The 15,665-nt window shown below is 72.1% G+C and carries 14 protein-coding genes; 12 read left to right on the top strand and 2 right to left on the bottom strand.

The window, feature by feature from the left end; genetic code table 11:
• The first annotated feature begins 180 nt into the window (after nucleotides 1-180).
• The 9 genes from AB0J87_RS19080 to AB0J87_RS19040 are packed head-to-tail and all read left to right on the top strand — an operon-like array spanning nucleotide 181 to nucleotide 9,819.
• Nucleotides 181-2,079 carry a primary-amine oxidase gene (locus AB0J87_RS19080; RefSeq protein ID WP_363966823.1) on the top strand — a complete coding sequence of 633 codons (1,899 nt, stop codon included), beginning with the start codon at nucleotides 181-183 and terminating at the stop codon, nucleotides 2,077-2,079.
• A 14-nt stretch (nucleotides 2,080-2,093) separates the two neighbouring features.
• Entirely contained in the window at nucleotides 2,094-3,716 is a 1,623-nt protein-coding gene (locus AB0J87_RS19075; RefSeq protein WP_363966821.1) for an ABC transporter substrate-binding protein, read from the top strand.
• A gap of 2 nt (nucleotides 3,717-3,718) precedes the next feature.
• The gene (locus AB0J87_RS19070) at nucleotides 3,719-4,699 is read left to right on the top strand and encodes an ABC transporter permease (RefSeq protein ID WP_363966819.1); all 981 of its coding nucleotides are present in this window, start codon (nucleotides 3,719-3,721) and stop codon (nucleotides 4,697-4,699) included.
• The gene (locus AB0J87_RS19065; RefSeq protein ID WP_363966817.1) at nucleotides 4,696-5,514 is read left to right on the top strand and encodes an ABC transporter permease; all 819 of its coding nucleotides are present in this window, start codon (nucleotides 4,696-4,698) and stop codon (nucleotides 5,512-5,514) included. The genes AB0J87_RS19070 and AB0J87_RS19065 overlap by 4 nt, the downstream gene beginning before the upstream one ends.
• A complete protein-coding gene (locus tag AB0J87_RS19060) occupies nucleotides 5,511-6,437 on the top strand; it encodes an ABC transporter ATP-binding protein (RefSeq protein ID WP_363966815.1) in 927 nt (308 codons plus the stop codon). The genes AB0J87_RS19065 and AB0J87_RS19060 overlap by 4 nt, the downstream gene beginning before the upstream one ends.
• The gene (locus AB0J87_RS19055) at nucleotides 6,434-7,171 is read left to right on the top strand and encodes a dipeptide/oligopeptide/nickel ABC transporter ATP-binding protein (RefSeq protein ID WP_363966813.1); all 738 of its coding nucleotides are present in this window, start codon (nucleotides 6,434-6,436) and stop codon (nucleotides 7,169-7,171) included. Before AB0J87_RS19060 ends, AB0J87_RS19055 begins: the two co-directional genes overlap by 4 nt.
• Complete coding sequence (locus AB0J87_RS19050; protein ID WP_363966811.1) at nucleotides 7,168-8,154, top strand: P1 family peptidase; 987 nt, start codon at nucleotides 7,168-7,170, stop codon at nucleotides 8,152-8,154. Before AB0J87_RS19055 ends, AB0J87_RS19050 begins: the two co-directional genes overlap by 4 nt.
• Before the next feature lie 4 nt (nucleotides 8,155-8,158).
• Entirely contained in the window at nucleotides 8,159-8,755 is a 597-nt protein-coding gene (locus AB0J87_RS19045; protein WP_355201152.1) for an FMN-binding negative transcriptional regulator, read from the top strand.
• A complete protein-coding gene (locus tag AB0J87_RS19040; protein WP_363966809.1) occupies nucleotides 8,752-9,819 on the top strand; it encodes a C45 family peptidase in 1,068 nt (355 codons plus the stop codon). The genes AB0J87_RS19045 and AB0J87_RS19040 overlap by 4 nt, the downstream gene beginning before the upstream one ends.
• Here AB0J87_RS19040 and AB0J87_RS19035 read toward each other — a convergent pair whose 3' ends face one another.
• Entirely contained in the window at nucleotides 9,820-10,983 is a 1,164-nt protein-coding gene (locus AB0J87_RS19035; protein ID WP_355201148.1) for an acyl-CoA dehydrogenase family protein, read from the bottom strand.
• Nucleotides 10,984-11,050: 67 nt separating this feature from the next.
• Here AB0J87_RS19035 and AB0J87_RS19030 point away from each other — a divergent pair, with 67 nt between their 5' ends.
• Genes AB0J87_RS19030 through AB0J87_RS19020 form a run of 3 tightly spaced genes read left to right on the top strand, consistent with a single transcriptional unit; the run spans nucleotide 11,051 to nucleotide 14,303 of the window.
• The gene (locus AB0J87_RS19030) at nucleotides 11,051-12,484 is read left to right on the top strand and encodes an aldehyde dehydrogenase family protein (RefSeq protein ID WP_363966807.1); all 1,434 of its coding nucleotides are present in this window, start codon (nucleotides 11,051-11,053) and stop codon (nucleotides 12,482-12,484) included.
• Nucleotides 12,481-13,638 carry a CoA transferase gene (locus AB0J87_RS19025; protein ID WP_363966805.1) on the top strand — a complete coding sequence of 386 codons (1,158 nt, stop codon included), beginning with the start codon at nucleotides 12,481-12,483 and terminating at the stop codon, nucleotides 13,636-13,638. Before AB0J87_RS19030 ends, AB0J87_RS19025 begins: the two co-directional genes overlap by 4 nt.
• Nucleotides 13,635-14,303, top strand: a complete 669-nt coding sequence (locus AB0J87_RS19020; protein WP_363966803.1) for a GntR family transcriptional regulator — start codon at nucleotides 13,635-13,637, stop codon at nucleotides 14,301-14,303. The genes AB0J87_RS19025 and AB0J87_RS19020 overlap by 4 nt, the downstream gene beginning before the upstream one ends.
• A gap of 18 nt (nucleotides 14,304-14,321) precedes the next feature.
• Here the strand turns inward: AB0J87_RS19020 and AB0J87_RS19015 are convergent, their stop codons facing one another.
• Nucleotides 14,322-15,653: a penicillin-binding transpeptidase domain-containing protein gene (locus tag AB0J87_RS19015; RefSeq protein ID WP_363966801.1), complete on the bottom strand. Its 1,332-nt coding sequence runs from the start codon at nucleotides 15,651-15,653 to the stop codon at nucleotides 14,322-14,324.
• Between the last annotated feature and the right edge of the window lie 12 nt (nucleotides 15,654-15,665).

Genomic DNA, 15,665 nt, shown 5'->3' with positions numbered 1-15,665 from the left:
CCGGCGTTCCCCCTCGTCGGGTGGCGCGACCCATGGGCGGGTGGAGGTCCGCGTGGGTGGTGGGGGCTTCGGTAAACGGTCTGTTTCGGGTGGCGGTTGGGTCTTGTCTCCGTCCGGGGGTCGCAACTAAGTTAGCCCAAACCTTGCCGGAACGTTCCGGCATCAGAAAGGGGCGGAACGTTGCACCTGACCACCGGGAAGCACCCCCATCCTCTCGACCCCCTCGCCGCGCAGGAGATCGACGAGGTCAGGCGGATCCTGATGCAGGAGGGCCTGCTGACCGACACGGTGCGGGTGTCCTACCTCGGCCTCGAGGAGCCGCCGAAGGGCGAGGTCCTGGCGTACGAGCCGGGCGCCCCCGTCGGACGCCGGGCCCGCGCGTTCCTCCTGGACCTGGCCACCGAGACGGCCGAGGACGTGATCGTGTCGATCACCACGGCCACGGTCGAGGAGCGCAGGCCCATCGACCCGGTCACCGACGGCCAGGTGCCCATGCTGGACGAGGAGCACGCCCTGGTCAGGCGGGTGCTGCGGGAGGACCCGGCCTGGGCCGAGGCGCTGCGGCGCCGGGGGATCGAGGACCCGGCGGGCGTCTACCTGGCCGCGCTGAGCGCGGGCAACTTCGGCCTCCCCAAGGAGAAGGGCCGGCGGGTGGCGAGGGTGCTGGCGCACCTGATGCCCACGCCCGAGAGCCTCCCGTGGGCCCACCCCGTGGACGGCCTGGTCGCGTACGTGGACCTGCTCAAGGGCGAGGTCATGGAGATGGTGGACACCGGCCCCCAGCCGATCCCCGCCGAGCCCGGCGACTACCACCTGGGCCCGCACCGGACCACGCAGAAGCCCATCCACATCACCCAGCCGGACGGTCCCAGCTTCACGGTCGACGGTCCCCTGGTCACCTGGGAGAAGTGGAGCCTGCGCCTCGGCTACGACATGCGCGAAGGGCTCACCCTGCACCAGCTCGGCTTCGAGGACGACGGCCGCGTCAGGCCGATCGTCTACCGGGCGTCGGTGGCGGAGATGCTGGTCCCGTACGGCGACCCGAGCCCGATCCGGTTCTGGCAGAACTACTTCGACACCGGCGAGTACCAGCTCGGCAAGCTGGCCAACTCCCTGGAGCTCGGCTGCGACTGCCTCGGAGAGATCACGTACTTCGACGCCGTCGTGACGGACGGCGCCGGCGTGCCCAAGGTGATAGCGAACGCGATCTGCATGCACGAAGAGGACTACGGCGTGCTGTGGAAGCACACCGATCCGGCCAACGGCTCCAGGGAGACCCGCAGGCAGCGGCGCCTGGTGATCTCGTTCTTCGTCACGGTGGGCAACTACGACTACGGCTTCTACTGGTACCTCTACCTCGACGGGACCATCGAGCTGGAGGTCAAGGCCACCGGCATCGTCTTCACCGGCGCCTACGACGACCGCGCCGCGCCCTACAGCTCGGAGGTCGCGCCGGGGCTGGCGGCGCCGTACCACCAGCACCTGTTCAGCGCCCGGCTGGACATGACGGTGGACGGCGTGGCGAACGCGGTCGACGAGGTGGAGGCGGTCGCGGTCGAGAGCCCGTACGGGAACGCCTTCGGCCGCGCCGTGAAGCGGCTGCGCACCGAGGGGGAGGGGCGGCGCGACGCCGACCTCGCCAGGGAGCGCACCTGGCATGTCGTCAACCCCGACGTACGCAACCGCCTCGGCCGCCCGGTCGGCTACGCCCTGTACCCCGAGGGCAAGCCGGCCCTGCTCGCGCACCCGGAGTCGTCGATCAGCAGGCGTGCCGAGTTCGCGACCAGGCATCTGTGGGTGACGCGGTACCATCCCGCAGAGCGCTATCCTGCCGGTGACCTGGTCAACCAGCATCCCGGCGGCGCGGGCCTGCCCACCTACACCAGGGCCGACCGCGACATCGACGGGCAGGACATCGTGCTGTGGCACACGTTCGGCCTGACACATTTCCCCCGCACGGAGGACTGGCCGATCATGCCGGTCGACACGTGCGGCTTCGTACTCAAGCCGGTCGGGTTCTTCGACCGCAACCCCACGCTCGACGTCCCGCCGAGCGCCGCCGAACGTTCCTGCCACTAGAGGAGAAGAGGCCCATGCGTCCCATACGCCTGGCCTGCGGTGTCATGGCAGCTCTGCTGGCCTCGGCCTGCGCCGCCACCGGAACGACCACCACCCCCGCCACAGCCCCCGACCAGCCCAATCCGACCGGTTACCTCGCCACAGCCGACCCGTCGCTCCCCACCGGTGGCACGCTCAACCTGGCCGTGCACATCGACAGCGGCGCCGCCACCGGGTACGACCCGCAGCTCGCCGACGTCGCCACCACCTGGCAGCTGCTCTCGCTGTCCTACGAGACGCTGGTCATGGTGGGCCCCGACTTCAGCGTGCAGCCCATGCTGGCCGAGAAGTGGGACACCCCCGACCCCAAGACGTACGTCTTTCACCTGCGCGACGGCGTCACCTTCTCCAACGGCCGCGAGATGACGGCCGACGACGTGGTGGGCAGCCTGAAGCGGCTGCTGGCCTCCAAGTCGGTCTGGCGCGGCCAGCTCGGCCCGGTCAAGTCGGTCGCCAAGGACGGCGACCGCGCGGTCAAGGTCACCCTGAGCGAGCCGTACACGCCGTTCCTGGCCGCCCTCGCCAACATCCCCGCCGCTGTCCTGCCCATGAAGGAGATCGACGACAAGTCGGTCGACCCGGCCAAGACGCTGCTCGGCACCGGCCCGTACGTGGTGGAGAACCACCGCCAGGACGTGTCGTGGACCTTCAAGCGCAACGACAAGTACTGGGCCAAGGGCAAGCCGGCCGCCGACGCCGTCAACGTGACGATCGCCCCCGAGGAGGCCGCGCGCATCGCCGCCCTGCAGAACGGTAGCGCCGCCCTGGCCACGCTGGGCAACGTCGACTCGGCGACCATGCTGGCCGGGGCGAAGAACGTCCAGGTCGTCACCCAGGCCACCACGGACTTCTACTACCTCATGCTCAACACCCAGGCGGCCGGCTCCAAGTTCGCCGACCCGAGGGTGCGCCAGGCCGTCGCCATCGCGCTCGACCCGAAGCAGATCGCCGACGTGGCGCTCGGCGGCAAGGGCAAGCCGACGGCCGTCACCCCGGCTGGCCTGCCGGGCGCGTGCGACCCGGCCGCGCTGCCGTCGGCGTCCAAGAGCGTGGACGAGGCGAAGAAGCTGCTGGCCGACGCGGGCGCCCAGAACCTGACGTTCACGCTCAGCATCTTCTCCACCGAGCCCGCCCCGGCGGTCGCCCAGGTGATTCAGCAGAACCTCCAGCAGGCCGGCATCACCATGAAGATCGAGCAGCTGGACGAGGCGAGCTGGTCGGGCAAGGTGTACGGCAAGGCGCCCGCCGAGTTCGACGCCGCGATGTCCTGGTTCGCCGGTTACGCCGACCCCGGCATGGTCACCAAGTGGTGGAACCCGGAGACGGCCGGCTTCAACGTCGGCTTCATGAAGCCCGACAAGGAGCTGAACACCCTCATCGACGCGGCCGGCAAGGAGCCCGCGGGAGCCGCCCGCGACAAGGCGCTGGCGGCCGTCTGCGCCAAGGCCGACACCGACGCGCAGATGATCCCGCTGGTCACCCGCCCGGCCACGATCGCGTTCCGGACCGACGCGCTCAGCCCCAGCCTGTACGCCACCGAGGGGTACGGCAACGTGCTGCGCCTGATCGCCGACGCCCGCGTGAAGAAGACCCAGTAACCATGCGCCTGCTGATGTGGTGGTCCGGCCGGGCGCTCAGCTCGGCCGCCACGCTCCTGGGCGTCTCCGTGCTGATCTTCACGGCCGTGCGCCTGATGCCCGGCGGTTTCGCGGAGACCGTGCTGGGCCCGTTCGCCACGGCCGAGCAGAAGGTGGAGCTGGCCGCCCGCTACGGGCTCGACCAGCCGGTGTTCATGCAGTACGGGCACTGGCTGGCCGCCGTCGCGGGCGGCGACTTCGGCATCTCGATGATCAGCCGCCAGCCGGTCGGCGCGGAGCTCCTGGCCCGGCTGCCGGTGACCGGCGAGCTGACCGTGCTGGCCGTGGTCGCCAGCGCGCTGGCCGGGGTGCCCCTGGGCGTGCTCACCGCCGTGCGCTCCCAGTCAGGCCGCTCGCCGGGCGGCGGCGGCGCGGCGGGGCGGCTGCTCAGCGGGCTCGGCGTCAGCGTGCCGGAGTTCGTGCTGGGCAGCCTGGTCGTGTTCGTCTTCTCCCGGTACGCGCTCGGCCTGGAGGTCGGCACGTGGGTGCCCTTCACCCAGGACCCGGCCGCGAACCTGGCCACGATGGTGCTGCCGGCCGCCGTCCTGTCGGTGTTCGCCATCTCCGTCACCGCCAGGACCACCCGGGACGCCGTGCTCGGGGTGCTGGTCGAGCCGTACGTCACGGCCGCCGTCGGGCGCGGCGAGTCGCCGTGGTTCATCGTCCGGCACCACATCCTGCGCAACGCCGCCACCCCGGTGGTGACGCTGCTCGGCACCATCACCGCGTACCTGCTGGGCGGGGCGCTCATCGTGGAGCACGTGTTCAACCTGCCGGGCGTCGGCTCCTACATCGTGCAGGCCGTCGGCCGCCGCGACTACGCGGTCGTGCAGGCGGGCGTTCTGCTGGCGGCAGCGGTGTTCATCGTGATGAACGTGCTGATCGACTTGCTCGTCGGGGTCCTGGACCCGAGGCTGGGCGTGCTGGCGGGGAGGCGTTCATGAGGAAGCTGGACCGGCTGTCCATCGGCGGGCTCGTCTGCCTGGCGGTCCTGGTGGTGTTCGCGCTGGGCTCGCTGGTCGGGGCCGGGGGAGACCCGGACGCGATCGTCGGCCCGCGCCTGCAGCCGCCGGGGCCCGGCTGGTGGCTGGGCACCGACAACCTGGGCCGCTCGGTGCTGCCGCGCGTCATGGAGGGCGTGGGCACGACGCTGCTGCTGTCGTCCGTCGCCGTGCTGGTGACGGCGGCGCTGAGCGCGACGTTCGGCATCATCGCCGGATACCGCGGCGGCTACCTGAACGAGCTGGTGATGCGCCTGGTGGAGGTGCTCTACTCCTTCCCCGCCATCGTGCTCGCGATCCTGGTCGCCGCGGTGCTCGGCGCCGGGCAGACGGCGGCGCTGGCCAGCATCGTGCTGGTGACGATCCCGCTGATGACCCGGCTGGTGCGGGCCGCCGCCGTGGCCGTGTCGCAGCGCGACTACGTCACCTCGGCCGTCATCAGCGGGGCCGGGCTGCCACGCGTGCTCGGGCGGCACGTGCTGCCCAACGTGGCGGGCACGATCGCGGTGCAGGGCACGTACGCGCTGTCGGTAGGGATCGCGGTCGAGGGCGGGCTGAGCTTCCTCGGGTTCGGCGTGCAGCCGCCGCAGGCCTCGCTCGGCGTGCTGATCCAGCAGGGCGGCACCTACATGATCGCCGCGCCCTGGCTGATCCTCGGCCCGGGGGTCGTGCTCGTGGCGGCGATCCTGGCGATCAACGTGGTGGGCGACGGGCTGCGCGACCGGCTCGAACCCCGGGAGACGAGGTCCTTGACATGAGCCTGCTCACGGTGCGGAACCTGGTGATCGACTACGCCGAGACCAGGGCGCTGGACGGCGCCGACCTGGAGGTGGCGCAGGGGGAGACCGTCGGCCTGGTCGGCGAGAGCGGGTCCGGCAAGTCCACGCTCGGCTCGGCCGTCGGCCGGCTGCTGCCCGGGACGGCCCGGCGCAGCGAGGGGGAGGTCGTGGTGGCCGGGGAGCCGGTGTTCGACCTGCCGCCCAAGCGCCTGCGCCAGCTGCGGAAACAGCATCTCGGGTTCGTCTTCCAGGACCCGATCGCCTCGCTCAACCCGACCATGCGCGTCGGCGACCAGCTCCGCCTGGTGCTCGGGCGCGGCGCCGACGTGGGCTTCCACCTGGGGCGGGTCAAGCTCGACGACCCCCGCGTCGTGCGCTCGTACCCGCACCAGCTCTCCGGCGGCATGGCGCAGCGGGTGGCCATCGCGATGGCCATGGCCACCGAGCCCGAGTTGCTCGTCGCGGACGAGCCGACCGCCGCGCTGGACAGCCAGGTGCGCGAGGAGGTGCTGAACGTGGTCTTCTCCCTGGCCGCCGCGGCCGGGACGAGCATTCTGTGGCTCAGCCACGACCTGCCCGCCGTCGCCCGCAGATGCGACCGGGTCGCGGTCATGTACGGCGGCCGGGTCGTCGAGACCGGGCCCGCCCGCGAGGTGCTGGGCCATCCCGCCCACCCCTACACGGCGGCGCTGGCCGGGTCGGCGCCCGCCGCCGCGGCCCACGGCGTCCGCCTGGAGCCCGTGCCCGGCCGCCCGCCCGTGCTCACCGGGCCGTCGCCGGGCTGCGCCTTCGCGCCGCGCTGCCCGTTCGCGGAGGAGCGTTGCGAGCACGAGCGCCCGCAACCGGTCCGGGTGGGCGACCAGGACGTGCTCTGCCACCGCGCGGGGGAGGTGGCGGCGTGATACTCGAGCTCGACGATGTCACCGTCACCTTCGCCGCGGGTCCGCCGCTGCGGCGCATCCACCTGGACGCCATGCGGCACGTGTCCCTGTCCGTCGCGGAGGGGGAGACGCTCGGCCTGGTCGGCGAGTCCGGCTCGGGCAAGACGACCAGCAGCCGGGTCGCGCTCGGCCTGCAGCGGCCCACGTCCGGCACGGTCAGGTTCGACGGCCGCCCCTTCCCCAAGCGGCGGCGCGAGCTGGCGGGCCGGATGCAGGCCGTGCTGCAGCACCCCCACTGGTCGCTCAACCCGCGCATGCGCGTCGGCCAGAGCGTCGCCGAGCCGCTGGACGTGCTCGGCCGCCCGGCCGGCGACGCGGTCACCGAGATGCTGGAGCACGTGGGGCTGGAGGCGTCGTTCGCCTCGCGCTATCCCCATGAGCTGTCCGGCGGCCAGCGGCAGCGCGTCTCCATCGCCCGCGCGCTGGTCACCCGGCCCAGGTTCATCGTCTTCGACGAGGCCGTCAGCGCGCTCGACGTCTCCGTGCAGGTGCAGATCCTCAATCTCATCAAGGACCTGCAGGCCGAGTACGGCTTCAGCGCCCTGTTCATCTCCCACGACCTCGGCGCGGTCCGCTACGTCGCCGACCGGATCGCGGTCATGCGCAAGGGCGAGATCGTCGAGACCGCCGACACGGCCACGTTCTACTCGGCCCCCGCTCACGAGTATTCGAAACAGCTTTTGGAGGCATTGTGACGAATGAGCCCCGGCTTGCAACTCCGTCCGCGTTCGCGCCCGGGGTCCCGCGCAACGCGGACCTGCCTTTGACCCCGCAGGCCAGCCCCGGTCGCGGGTCGGTCGCGTTCGACCTGCCCGGCGTGCTCGTCGGCACGGCCGAGTACGCGGAGGGCCCCACCGGGTGCACCGTGATCCACGTGCCGGCGGGCGCGCGCACGGCCGTGGACGCGCGCGGCGGCGCGGTCGGCATGAGCGGCGGGTACGACTACAACCACGCCATCTGCTTCGCCGGCGGCTCGGTGTACGGTCTGGCCGCCGCCGCGGGCGTGAGCGACGAGCTGCTGGCCCGCAGGGACAACCGGACCCGCTGGGACGACCTCCAGCTCGTGTCCGGCGCGGTGATCTACGACTTCTCGGCCAGGGAGACCGCCGTCTACCCGGACGGCGAGCTGGGCCGGGCCGCGCTCCGCAACGCCGTCGAAGGCGAGTTCCCGGTGGGCCGGTGCGGCGCGGGCCGCACGGCGAGCGCCGGGAAGGTGGACTTCGGCCGGGCGGAGTTCGCCGGTCAGGGGGCCGCGTTCGGCACGTTCGGCGAGGCCAAGGTGCTGGTGGCGACCGTGGTCAACGCCGTCGGCGCGGTCGTCGACCGGCAGGGCGGGATCGTGCGCGGCAACTACCACGCCGAGGACGGCGCCCGCCGCCACCCCGGCGCCGACTACGCCGCGATGGTCGGCGACCCGGCCCCGGCCGTCATGGGTAACACCACGCTGACCGTCATGGTGACGAACGTGAAGCTGACCGACATCGAGCTGCTCCAGGTGGGCCGCCAGGTGCACAGCTCCATGCACCGCGGCATCCAGCCGTTCCACACCATGAACGACGGCGACGTGCTGTTCGCGATGACCACGGACGAGGTGGACCTGGTGAGCGTCAAGCCCACCGGCTTCGGGACGCTCGCGTCGGAGCTCGCCTGGGACGCGATCCTGAGCGCGGTGGAGTAGCCCGATGCATGTCTTCCCCCGTTACGCCGCCAAGGACCCGGCCCAGGCGGTCGAGCTGGTCAGGCGGAACCCGTTCGCCCTGGTCGTCAGCACGGTGGACGGCGTGCCGGTCGCCACGCACGTCCCCGTCATCCTCGAGGAAGGCGTGCTCGAAGGCGGCGCGCTGCTCGGCCACATGGCCCGCGCCAACCCCCACTGGCGCTCCTTCGAGTCCTCGCCCGAGGTGCTCGTGGTCTTCTCCAGCGCGCACGGGTACGTCTCGCCCACCGTGTACGCGACCGACCCGGCCGTCCCGACCTGGGACTACGCGGCCGTGCACGTGACGGGACGGGTGGAACTGCTCGACGACGCGCTCGACGTGGTGGAGCGCACCGTCACGGCGCTGGAGTCGCTCCGCTCGCCCTCCTGGGAGCCGACCCCGGCGTCCAGGGAGAGGTTCGCGGCGCTCTTGCCGGGGGTAGTGGCTTTTCGGGTGCATGTGCATACCGAGAAGAGCATGTTCAAACTGAGCCAGGACATCGACGCCGAGCGGTACGCGCGCGTCCGCGCCTCGTTCGCGGCCGAGAACCCCAGGCTCGCCGACCTGATGGATGGTTCATGACTTTCCCCACCTTCACGTCCACGCAGATTGACCCCCGAGCCCGCGGCAAAGAACTCGGCACGCACCGGAGCAGGGCGATCCGTGCCAACCTCTCCGGCTACACCGACCTGTTCACCGTCGCGGGCGCCACCGCGACGCAGGTCCGTACGTGGGGCGAGCTGGCCATGGAGCGCACCGCCGACTGGGCGCCGCACCTGGCGGAGGAGATCGCGGGGATCGCGCGCGGCGCCGGCCTGGAGCCCTGGCAGGTCGCCGTCGTCAACGCGCGCACGGAGATCCTGGCCGCCATCGACGCGACCGGCGAGGGGGAGTGCTCCACCTCCGTCGTGCTGCCCGGGGCGGGGGAGGCGCCGCGCACGGTGCAGACGTGGGACTGGCACGACCACCTGCGCGACGCGCCCATGCTCTGGGAGCTGGAACCGCGTCCGGGGCACGTCGTGCGAACGTTCACCGAGGCCGGGGCGCTGGCCAAGATCGGGGTGAACACGGCCGGGCTCGGCATCCACTTCAACATCCTGCGCCACGACTCCGACACGGCCGACCTCGGCGTGCCCGTCCACCTGATCGCCCGCAGGATCCTGGACGAGGCCACCACGGTGGAGGAGGCCGCCGACATCGCGCGCTCGGCCACCGTCTCCGCCTCGACCGTCATCACGGCCGTGACCTCGTCGGACGCGGCCTCGATCGAGATCTCCCCGGCCGGCGTCGCGGTCATACCGCCGGAGCCCGACGGCGTGCTGCAGCACTGCAACCACTTCCTCGACCCCGCGCTGGCCAAGGACGAGCGGCATTCCACCGACCGGCCCAGCACGTACGCCAGGTTCCAGCACCTGCGGGCCAACACCGAGGGCCTGAGCAGCGACGACCACACCAAGCGGGCGCTGGCCATGCTCAGCCACGGCCCCGAGGACGCCCCCGTCTGCGCCCACCCGGACCAGACGATGCCGATCAACCAGCGGTGGGAGACCGTCGCGACGATCGCGCTGGACCTCTCCGCCGCGCGGCTGCGGGTGCACCAGGGCGGGCCGTGCCAGGTCACCGAGGCGACCTGGCAGACGTTCTGATCAGTGGAACGCGGCGATCCCGGTGAGCGCCTTGCCCAGGACCAGGGAGTGGATCTCGGACGTGCCCTCGTAGGTCAGCACCGACTCGAGGTTCACGGAGTGCCTGATCACCGGGTATTCGAGGGTGATGCCGCTCGCTCCGAGCAGCGTGCGGCACTTCCTGGCGATCTCCAGGGCCTCGCGCACGTTGTTCAGCTTGCCGGCGCTCACCTGCTCGGGGGTGATCGTCCCGGCCTCCTTCAGCCGGCCCAGGTGCACGGCGAGCAGCAGGCCCTTGCCCAGCTCCAGCGCCATGTCGGCGAGCTTCTCCTGGGTGAGCTGGAACGAGGCCAGCGGCCTGGCGAACACCTCGCGGTCACCCGCGTACGCGATGGCCGTCTCCAGGCAGTCGAGCGCCGCCCCCATCGCCCCGAACACGATCCCGAACCGCGCCTCGTTCAGGCAGCCGAGCGGCCCCGACAGGCCCCGCGCGCCGGGCAGCATGGCCGCGTCCGGCAGGCGCACCCCGTCGAGCACCAGCTCGCTCGTCACGCTCGCGCGCAGCGAGATCTTGTGCTTGACGTCGTTCACGGTGAAGCCCGGGGTGCCCGCCGGGACCAGGAAGCCCCTGACACCCTCGTCCGTACGCGCCCACACCACCGCCACGTCCGAGACCGAGCCATTGGTGATCCACATCTTGGTGCCGTTCAGCACCCAGTCGCCGCCCTCGCGCTTGGCCGTGGTCCGCATGCCCGCCGGGTCGGAGCCGAAGTCGGGCTCGGTCAGGCCGAAGCAGCCGATGCGCTCGCCGGCCGCCATCGCGGGCAGCCACTCCTGCTTCTGCTCCTCGCTGCCGTACTTCCAGATGGCGTACATCGCGAGGGAGCCCTGCACCGACACCAGGCTGCGCAGCCCCGAGTCGGCCGCCTCCAGCTCCAGGCAGGCCAGCCCGTACGAGACCGCGCCCATGCCCGCGCAGCCGTACCCCTCCAGGTGCATGCCGAGCACGCCCAGCGAGCCGAGCGTGCGGGCCAGCTCGCGGGCCGGCAGCTCGCCGGTCTCGAACCACTCCGCGACGTTCGGGCGGATCTCCCGGTCGCAGACGCGCCTGACCGTGTTCCTGATCTCGCGCTCCTCCTCGGTGAGCAGCGTGTCGATGGCGAAGAGCGCGGTCGGGGTGATCATCGGATGGCCTCCGTATTTTGGATCCAATATTGAAAATCCAATATTGCACAGTTAGGGTTCGTTGACCATGGACCTTCTGAATCTCATCGGCGGCCGCTGGGTCGAGGGCGACGGCGAGGAGTTCGCCGACACCAACCCGGCCCGGCCCAGTGAAGTGGTCGCGCGGGGGCGTTTCGCCTCCGCAGCCGAGGTGGAGCGGGCCGTCGCCGCGGCCCGTGCGGCGGCGCCGGAGTGGGCGGCGATGCCGCACCACGCCCGCGCGGCGGTGCTCGTGGCCGCCGCCGACCTGGTGGACGCCGCCGCTGACGAGTGGGGCGCCGAGCTGGCCCGCGAGGAGGGCAAGACGCTGCCCGAGGCGGTCGCCGAGGTACGGGGCTCGGCCCGGATCCTGCGCTACTACGCGGGCGAGGCCGACCGGGAGAGCGGCGAGATCTTCGCCTCCCCGCGGCCCGGCGAGAACGTCCTCGTGGTCCGCAAGCCGATCGGCGTGGCCGGGCTGATCACGCCGTTCAACTTCCCGATCGTCATCCCCGCCTGGAAGATCGCGCCCGCGCTCAGCTACGGCAACACCGTCGTGTGGAAACCGTCGTCGCTGGTGCCGCTGCTGGCCTACCGGCTGGCGCAGGCGCTGACCTCGGCGGGGCTGCCGGACGGCGTGCTCAACCTCGTGTACGGCGAGGCCGAGGCCGGCTCGGCCATCGTGGACCACCCCGGCGTGGACGCGATCTCGTTCACCGGCTCCACGGCGGTCGGGCGGGCCGTGATCGCGCGCTGCGGCGAGCTGGGCAAGCCGGTGCAGACGGAGATGGGCGGCAAGAACGCCTCCGTCGTGCTCGCCGACGCCGACCTCGACCACGCGGCCGAGCAGGTCTGCCTGGGCGCGTTCCGCTCCACGGGCCAGAAGTGCACGGCCACCTCGCGGCTCATCGTGGCCTCCCCGGTCGCGGACGAGCTGCTGGAGCGGGTGGCCGAACGGGCCGCGCGCCTCGTGGTCGGCGACCCCCTGTCGCCCGGCGTGGAGATGGGCCCGCTGGTCAGCTCGGCCGCCCGGGACCGGGTGACGTCCGGGGTGGCGCGGGCCGTGGACGAGGGGGCCAAGCCGCTGGCGGGCTCCTCCCCGTACGACGGTGAGGGCTGGTTCGTGCCGCCGACCGTGCTCGACCTGCCGGGAACCGGGGTGGACTTCTGGCGTACCGAGCTGTTCGGGCCCGTGGTGGGCGTGGTGCGGGCGTCGGGGACCGAGGAGGCCCTGGGGCTGGCCAACCTCAGCGACCACGGCCTGTCGGCGGCCATCTTCACCAGGGACCTGGGGGTGGCCCTGCGGGCGGTCGATCGCCTGGACGTCGGCGTGCTGCACATCAACTCCGAGTCGGCCGGGACCTTCCCGTACGTGCCGTTCGGCGGGGTCAAGCAGAGCGGGTTCGGGCCCAAGGAGCAGGGGCGGGCGGCCCGCGAGTTCTTCACCCACACGATGACCGTCTACCTCGGGGCGCCGGCGTGAGCGAGCGTAGCGAGCGAACAATTGGACACAGCACCGGTGCGCTGTCGGGGTTGCTGGTGGCGGACTTCAGCCGGGTGCTGGCGGGGCCGTACGCCACGATGCTGCTGGCCGATCTGGGCGCCGAGGTGGTCAAGGTGGAGCGGCCGGGCGCGGGGGACGACACCCGCGCCTGGGGGCCGCCGTACGCGCCCGACGGCGAGGCCACGTACTTCCTCGGCGTCAACCGCAACAAGCGCTCGATCGCCCTCGACCTGCGCGCGGACATCGAGGTCGCCCGGGCGCTGGCCGCCCGGGCGGACGTGGTGGTCGAGAACTTCCGGCCCGGCACGATGGACCGGCTCGGGCTCGGCTACCCCTCGCTGCGCGAGCTCAACCCCGGGCTGGTGTACTGCTCGATCACCGGGTTCGGGTCGGGACCCGGTGCCGGGCTGCCCGGCTACGACCTGATCGCGCAGGCGGTGGGCGGGCTGATGAGCGTCACGGGCGAGCCCGGCGGGCCCGGGACGAAGGCCGGCGTGGCGCTGGTGGACGTGATCACCGGGCTGCACGCCGGGCTGGGCATCCTGGCCGCGCTCCGCCACCGCGACAGCACCGGCGAGGGGCAGCACGTCGAGGTCTCGCTGCTGTCGTCCCTCCTGTCGGCGCTCACCAATCACGCCTCCGCCTACGCCGCCGCCGGAGTGGTCCCCCAGGCGATGGGCAACCGGCATCCCAGCATCGTCCCGTACGAGGTCTTCGAGGCCGCCGACCGCCCGATCGTGATCGCGGCCGGCAACGACCGCCAGTTCCAGGCCCTCTGCGGGGCGCTGGACCGCCCGGACCTCGCCGGTGACCCTCGTTACGCCACCAACGCGGACCGGGTCGCCGGCCGCATCGGGCTCGTCGCCGAGCTCAACGCGGCGCTGGCCGCCCGTACGGCCGACGAGTGGTTCGAGACGCTCACCGCCGCCGGGGTGCCCTGCGGCCCGATCAACGACCTGGCCGCCGCCTTCGCCCTGGCCGACGACCTCGGCCTGGAGCCCTCCGTACGGCTCGACGGCGTCGGCCAGGTCGCCAACCCGCTGCGGCTCAGCGCCACCCCGCCCTCCTACCGCCACCGGCCGCCCCGGCTGGGGGAGGACGAGGAATGGGTTCGTGAGATATTGGGGCGATGAGTTCGGACGAGGCACGACGCAGGCCGCCGACGGCCCAGCAGTTCGTGCTGGGCGAGCTCCGCCTTGCCATCACCACCGGGCGCCTGCGTCCCGGCGCCCCCATCCGGCAGGACGCGCTGGCCGAGGAGCTGCAGGTCAGCCGCGTCCCCCTGCGCGAGGCGCTCAAGACGCTCGAAGGCGAGGGCCTGGTCACCTACAAGGCGCACAAGGGCTACTGCGTCGCCATGCTCTCCCTCGACGACCTGCGCGAGGTCTACCGCATCCGTGAGCTGCTGGAGGAGGAGGCCGTCCGGCGGGCCGTCGAGCGGCTCACGGACGACGACCTCTCCCGGCTGGAGTCGGCCCAGAAGGAGGTCGAGCGGGCTGCCGCGGCGGGCGACGTGCTGGCCATGGCGACGGCCAACCGGCTGTTCCACATGACGCTGTTCGACTGCGCGGGCATGCCCCGGCTGGTCCGCCTGATCAGGACCCTGTGGGACACCACGGACGCCTACCGGTCGATGTACTACGGCGACGCGGGCAACCGGGAGCGGGTCGTCAAGGAGCACCGCGCCACCCTCGACGCCCTGCGCCGCCTCGCCGCCGACGAGGCGGTGAGGACCCTCGACATCCACCGCGCCCACGCGGTCGCCGAGCTGGAGTCGCTCCTCGACCACCCCGCCTGATCGGGGGAGCCGGAGCGGTTACGGGGCGCAGTGGTCGCGGCAGCCGCCGAAGCGCGCCAGGTCCGGTTTCGCGAACGCCGTCCCCGCACTGCCGGCCAGCGCCTCCGTCATCGAGGACTTCCAGATCGGGCCGGGGATCGACGTGCCCTCGACGTGCCGGTAGCGACGACCGCCGATGGTGATGTCCGACAGCTTGTGCTTGACCGCGCCGCGCGGGTCGCCGAGCGCGACGGCAGAGGCCAGGTCGGGGGTGTAACCGGCGTACCAGGCGGTGGAGAACTCGTCAGCGGTGCCCTCCATGCCCGCCGCGTCCCGGCCGAGCCCCTTGAGCGGGCCCTTGGCCAGCGCCTCCGCCAGCACGTCGGTCACCGCGTCGGCGACCGCGGGCTCCAGCGCCTCCTGACACCGCGCCGGGAAGGAACGCATGACGCCCGTGTCGCCGCGCACCTCCGTGACCAGCCGCGGCTCGCACTGCCTGCCGTGCGCCGCGAGGGTGGCGTACGAACCGGCGAGCGAGACCGGGTCCACCTCGTTGATCCCCAACGAGAACGTCTCGAATTCCTGGAACGGCAGGCCGTCGGCCCGCTTGAGCCCGAGGCGCTTGGCCGCCTGCACGCTTTCGCACAGACCGACCTTCTCCGTCAGCTTCATGAAGAACGTGTTCTCGGCGGTCCGGGTGCCCGAGCGCAGGGTCGTGAACGCGCCGTGGTCGCGCTGCCTGTTGACGATCGAGAACGACGGCTCGGCGACGTTCTCACCTTTGCAGTTCTTGATCGCGTGGTAGTTCGCCGCCCGATACTGGCTGAGGTAAGGGAAGCCGTCGTCATAACGCATGCCGCTCCCCAGCGCGGCCGTCAGCGTGTACACCATCGCCGTGGTGCCCTGCTGGAAGCCGAACCGGTCGGTGGGCGGTTCGGCGCCGGGTCCGGGCGCCCGGCTGGCGGCCAGGGCCCTGATCTCGCCGGTGCCCGGCACGATCATGGCCTGGGCGGCGACCGGCGCGTCCTCGCGGCGCACGTACCGGTCGATGCCCTGCTGGGCGGCGCGCTGCACGCGCTGGTCGATCGCCGTCACGATGGTCAGGCCGCTGCGGCGGAGCAGGTCCTCGTCGAGCTCCTCCTTCGCCTGAATGCAGACATACGGGTAGCGGCTGGCCGCGCAGTCGCCGGTGAGCTCCTCCAGGACCGCGCCCTGGGCGTCCACCAGCACGTTGGGACGCACGACCACGGGCGCGACCGCCAGGCGATCACGCGGCGGCGGGTTGTCGCCGCCGCCGCGCAGTAACAGGAAGCCGCCGGCCAGAAGCGCCCCCGCCCCCACGGCGGCCACGACGACGCGGAGCGGTTTCATGGCTCACCTCGG

This window comes from Nonomuraea sp. NPDC049625 (assembly GCF_040675285.1).
Taxonomy (GTDB): domain Bacteria; phylum Actinomycetota; class Actinomycetes; order Streptosporangiales; family Streptosporangiaceae; genus Nonomuraea; species Nonomuraea angiospora_A.
This window is presented reverse-complemented; position numbering and strand designations above follow the sequence as displayed.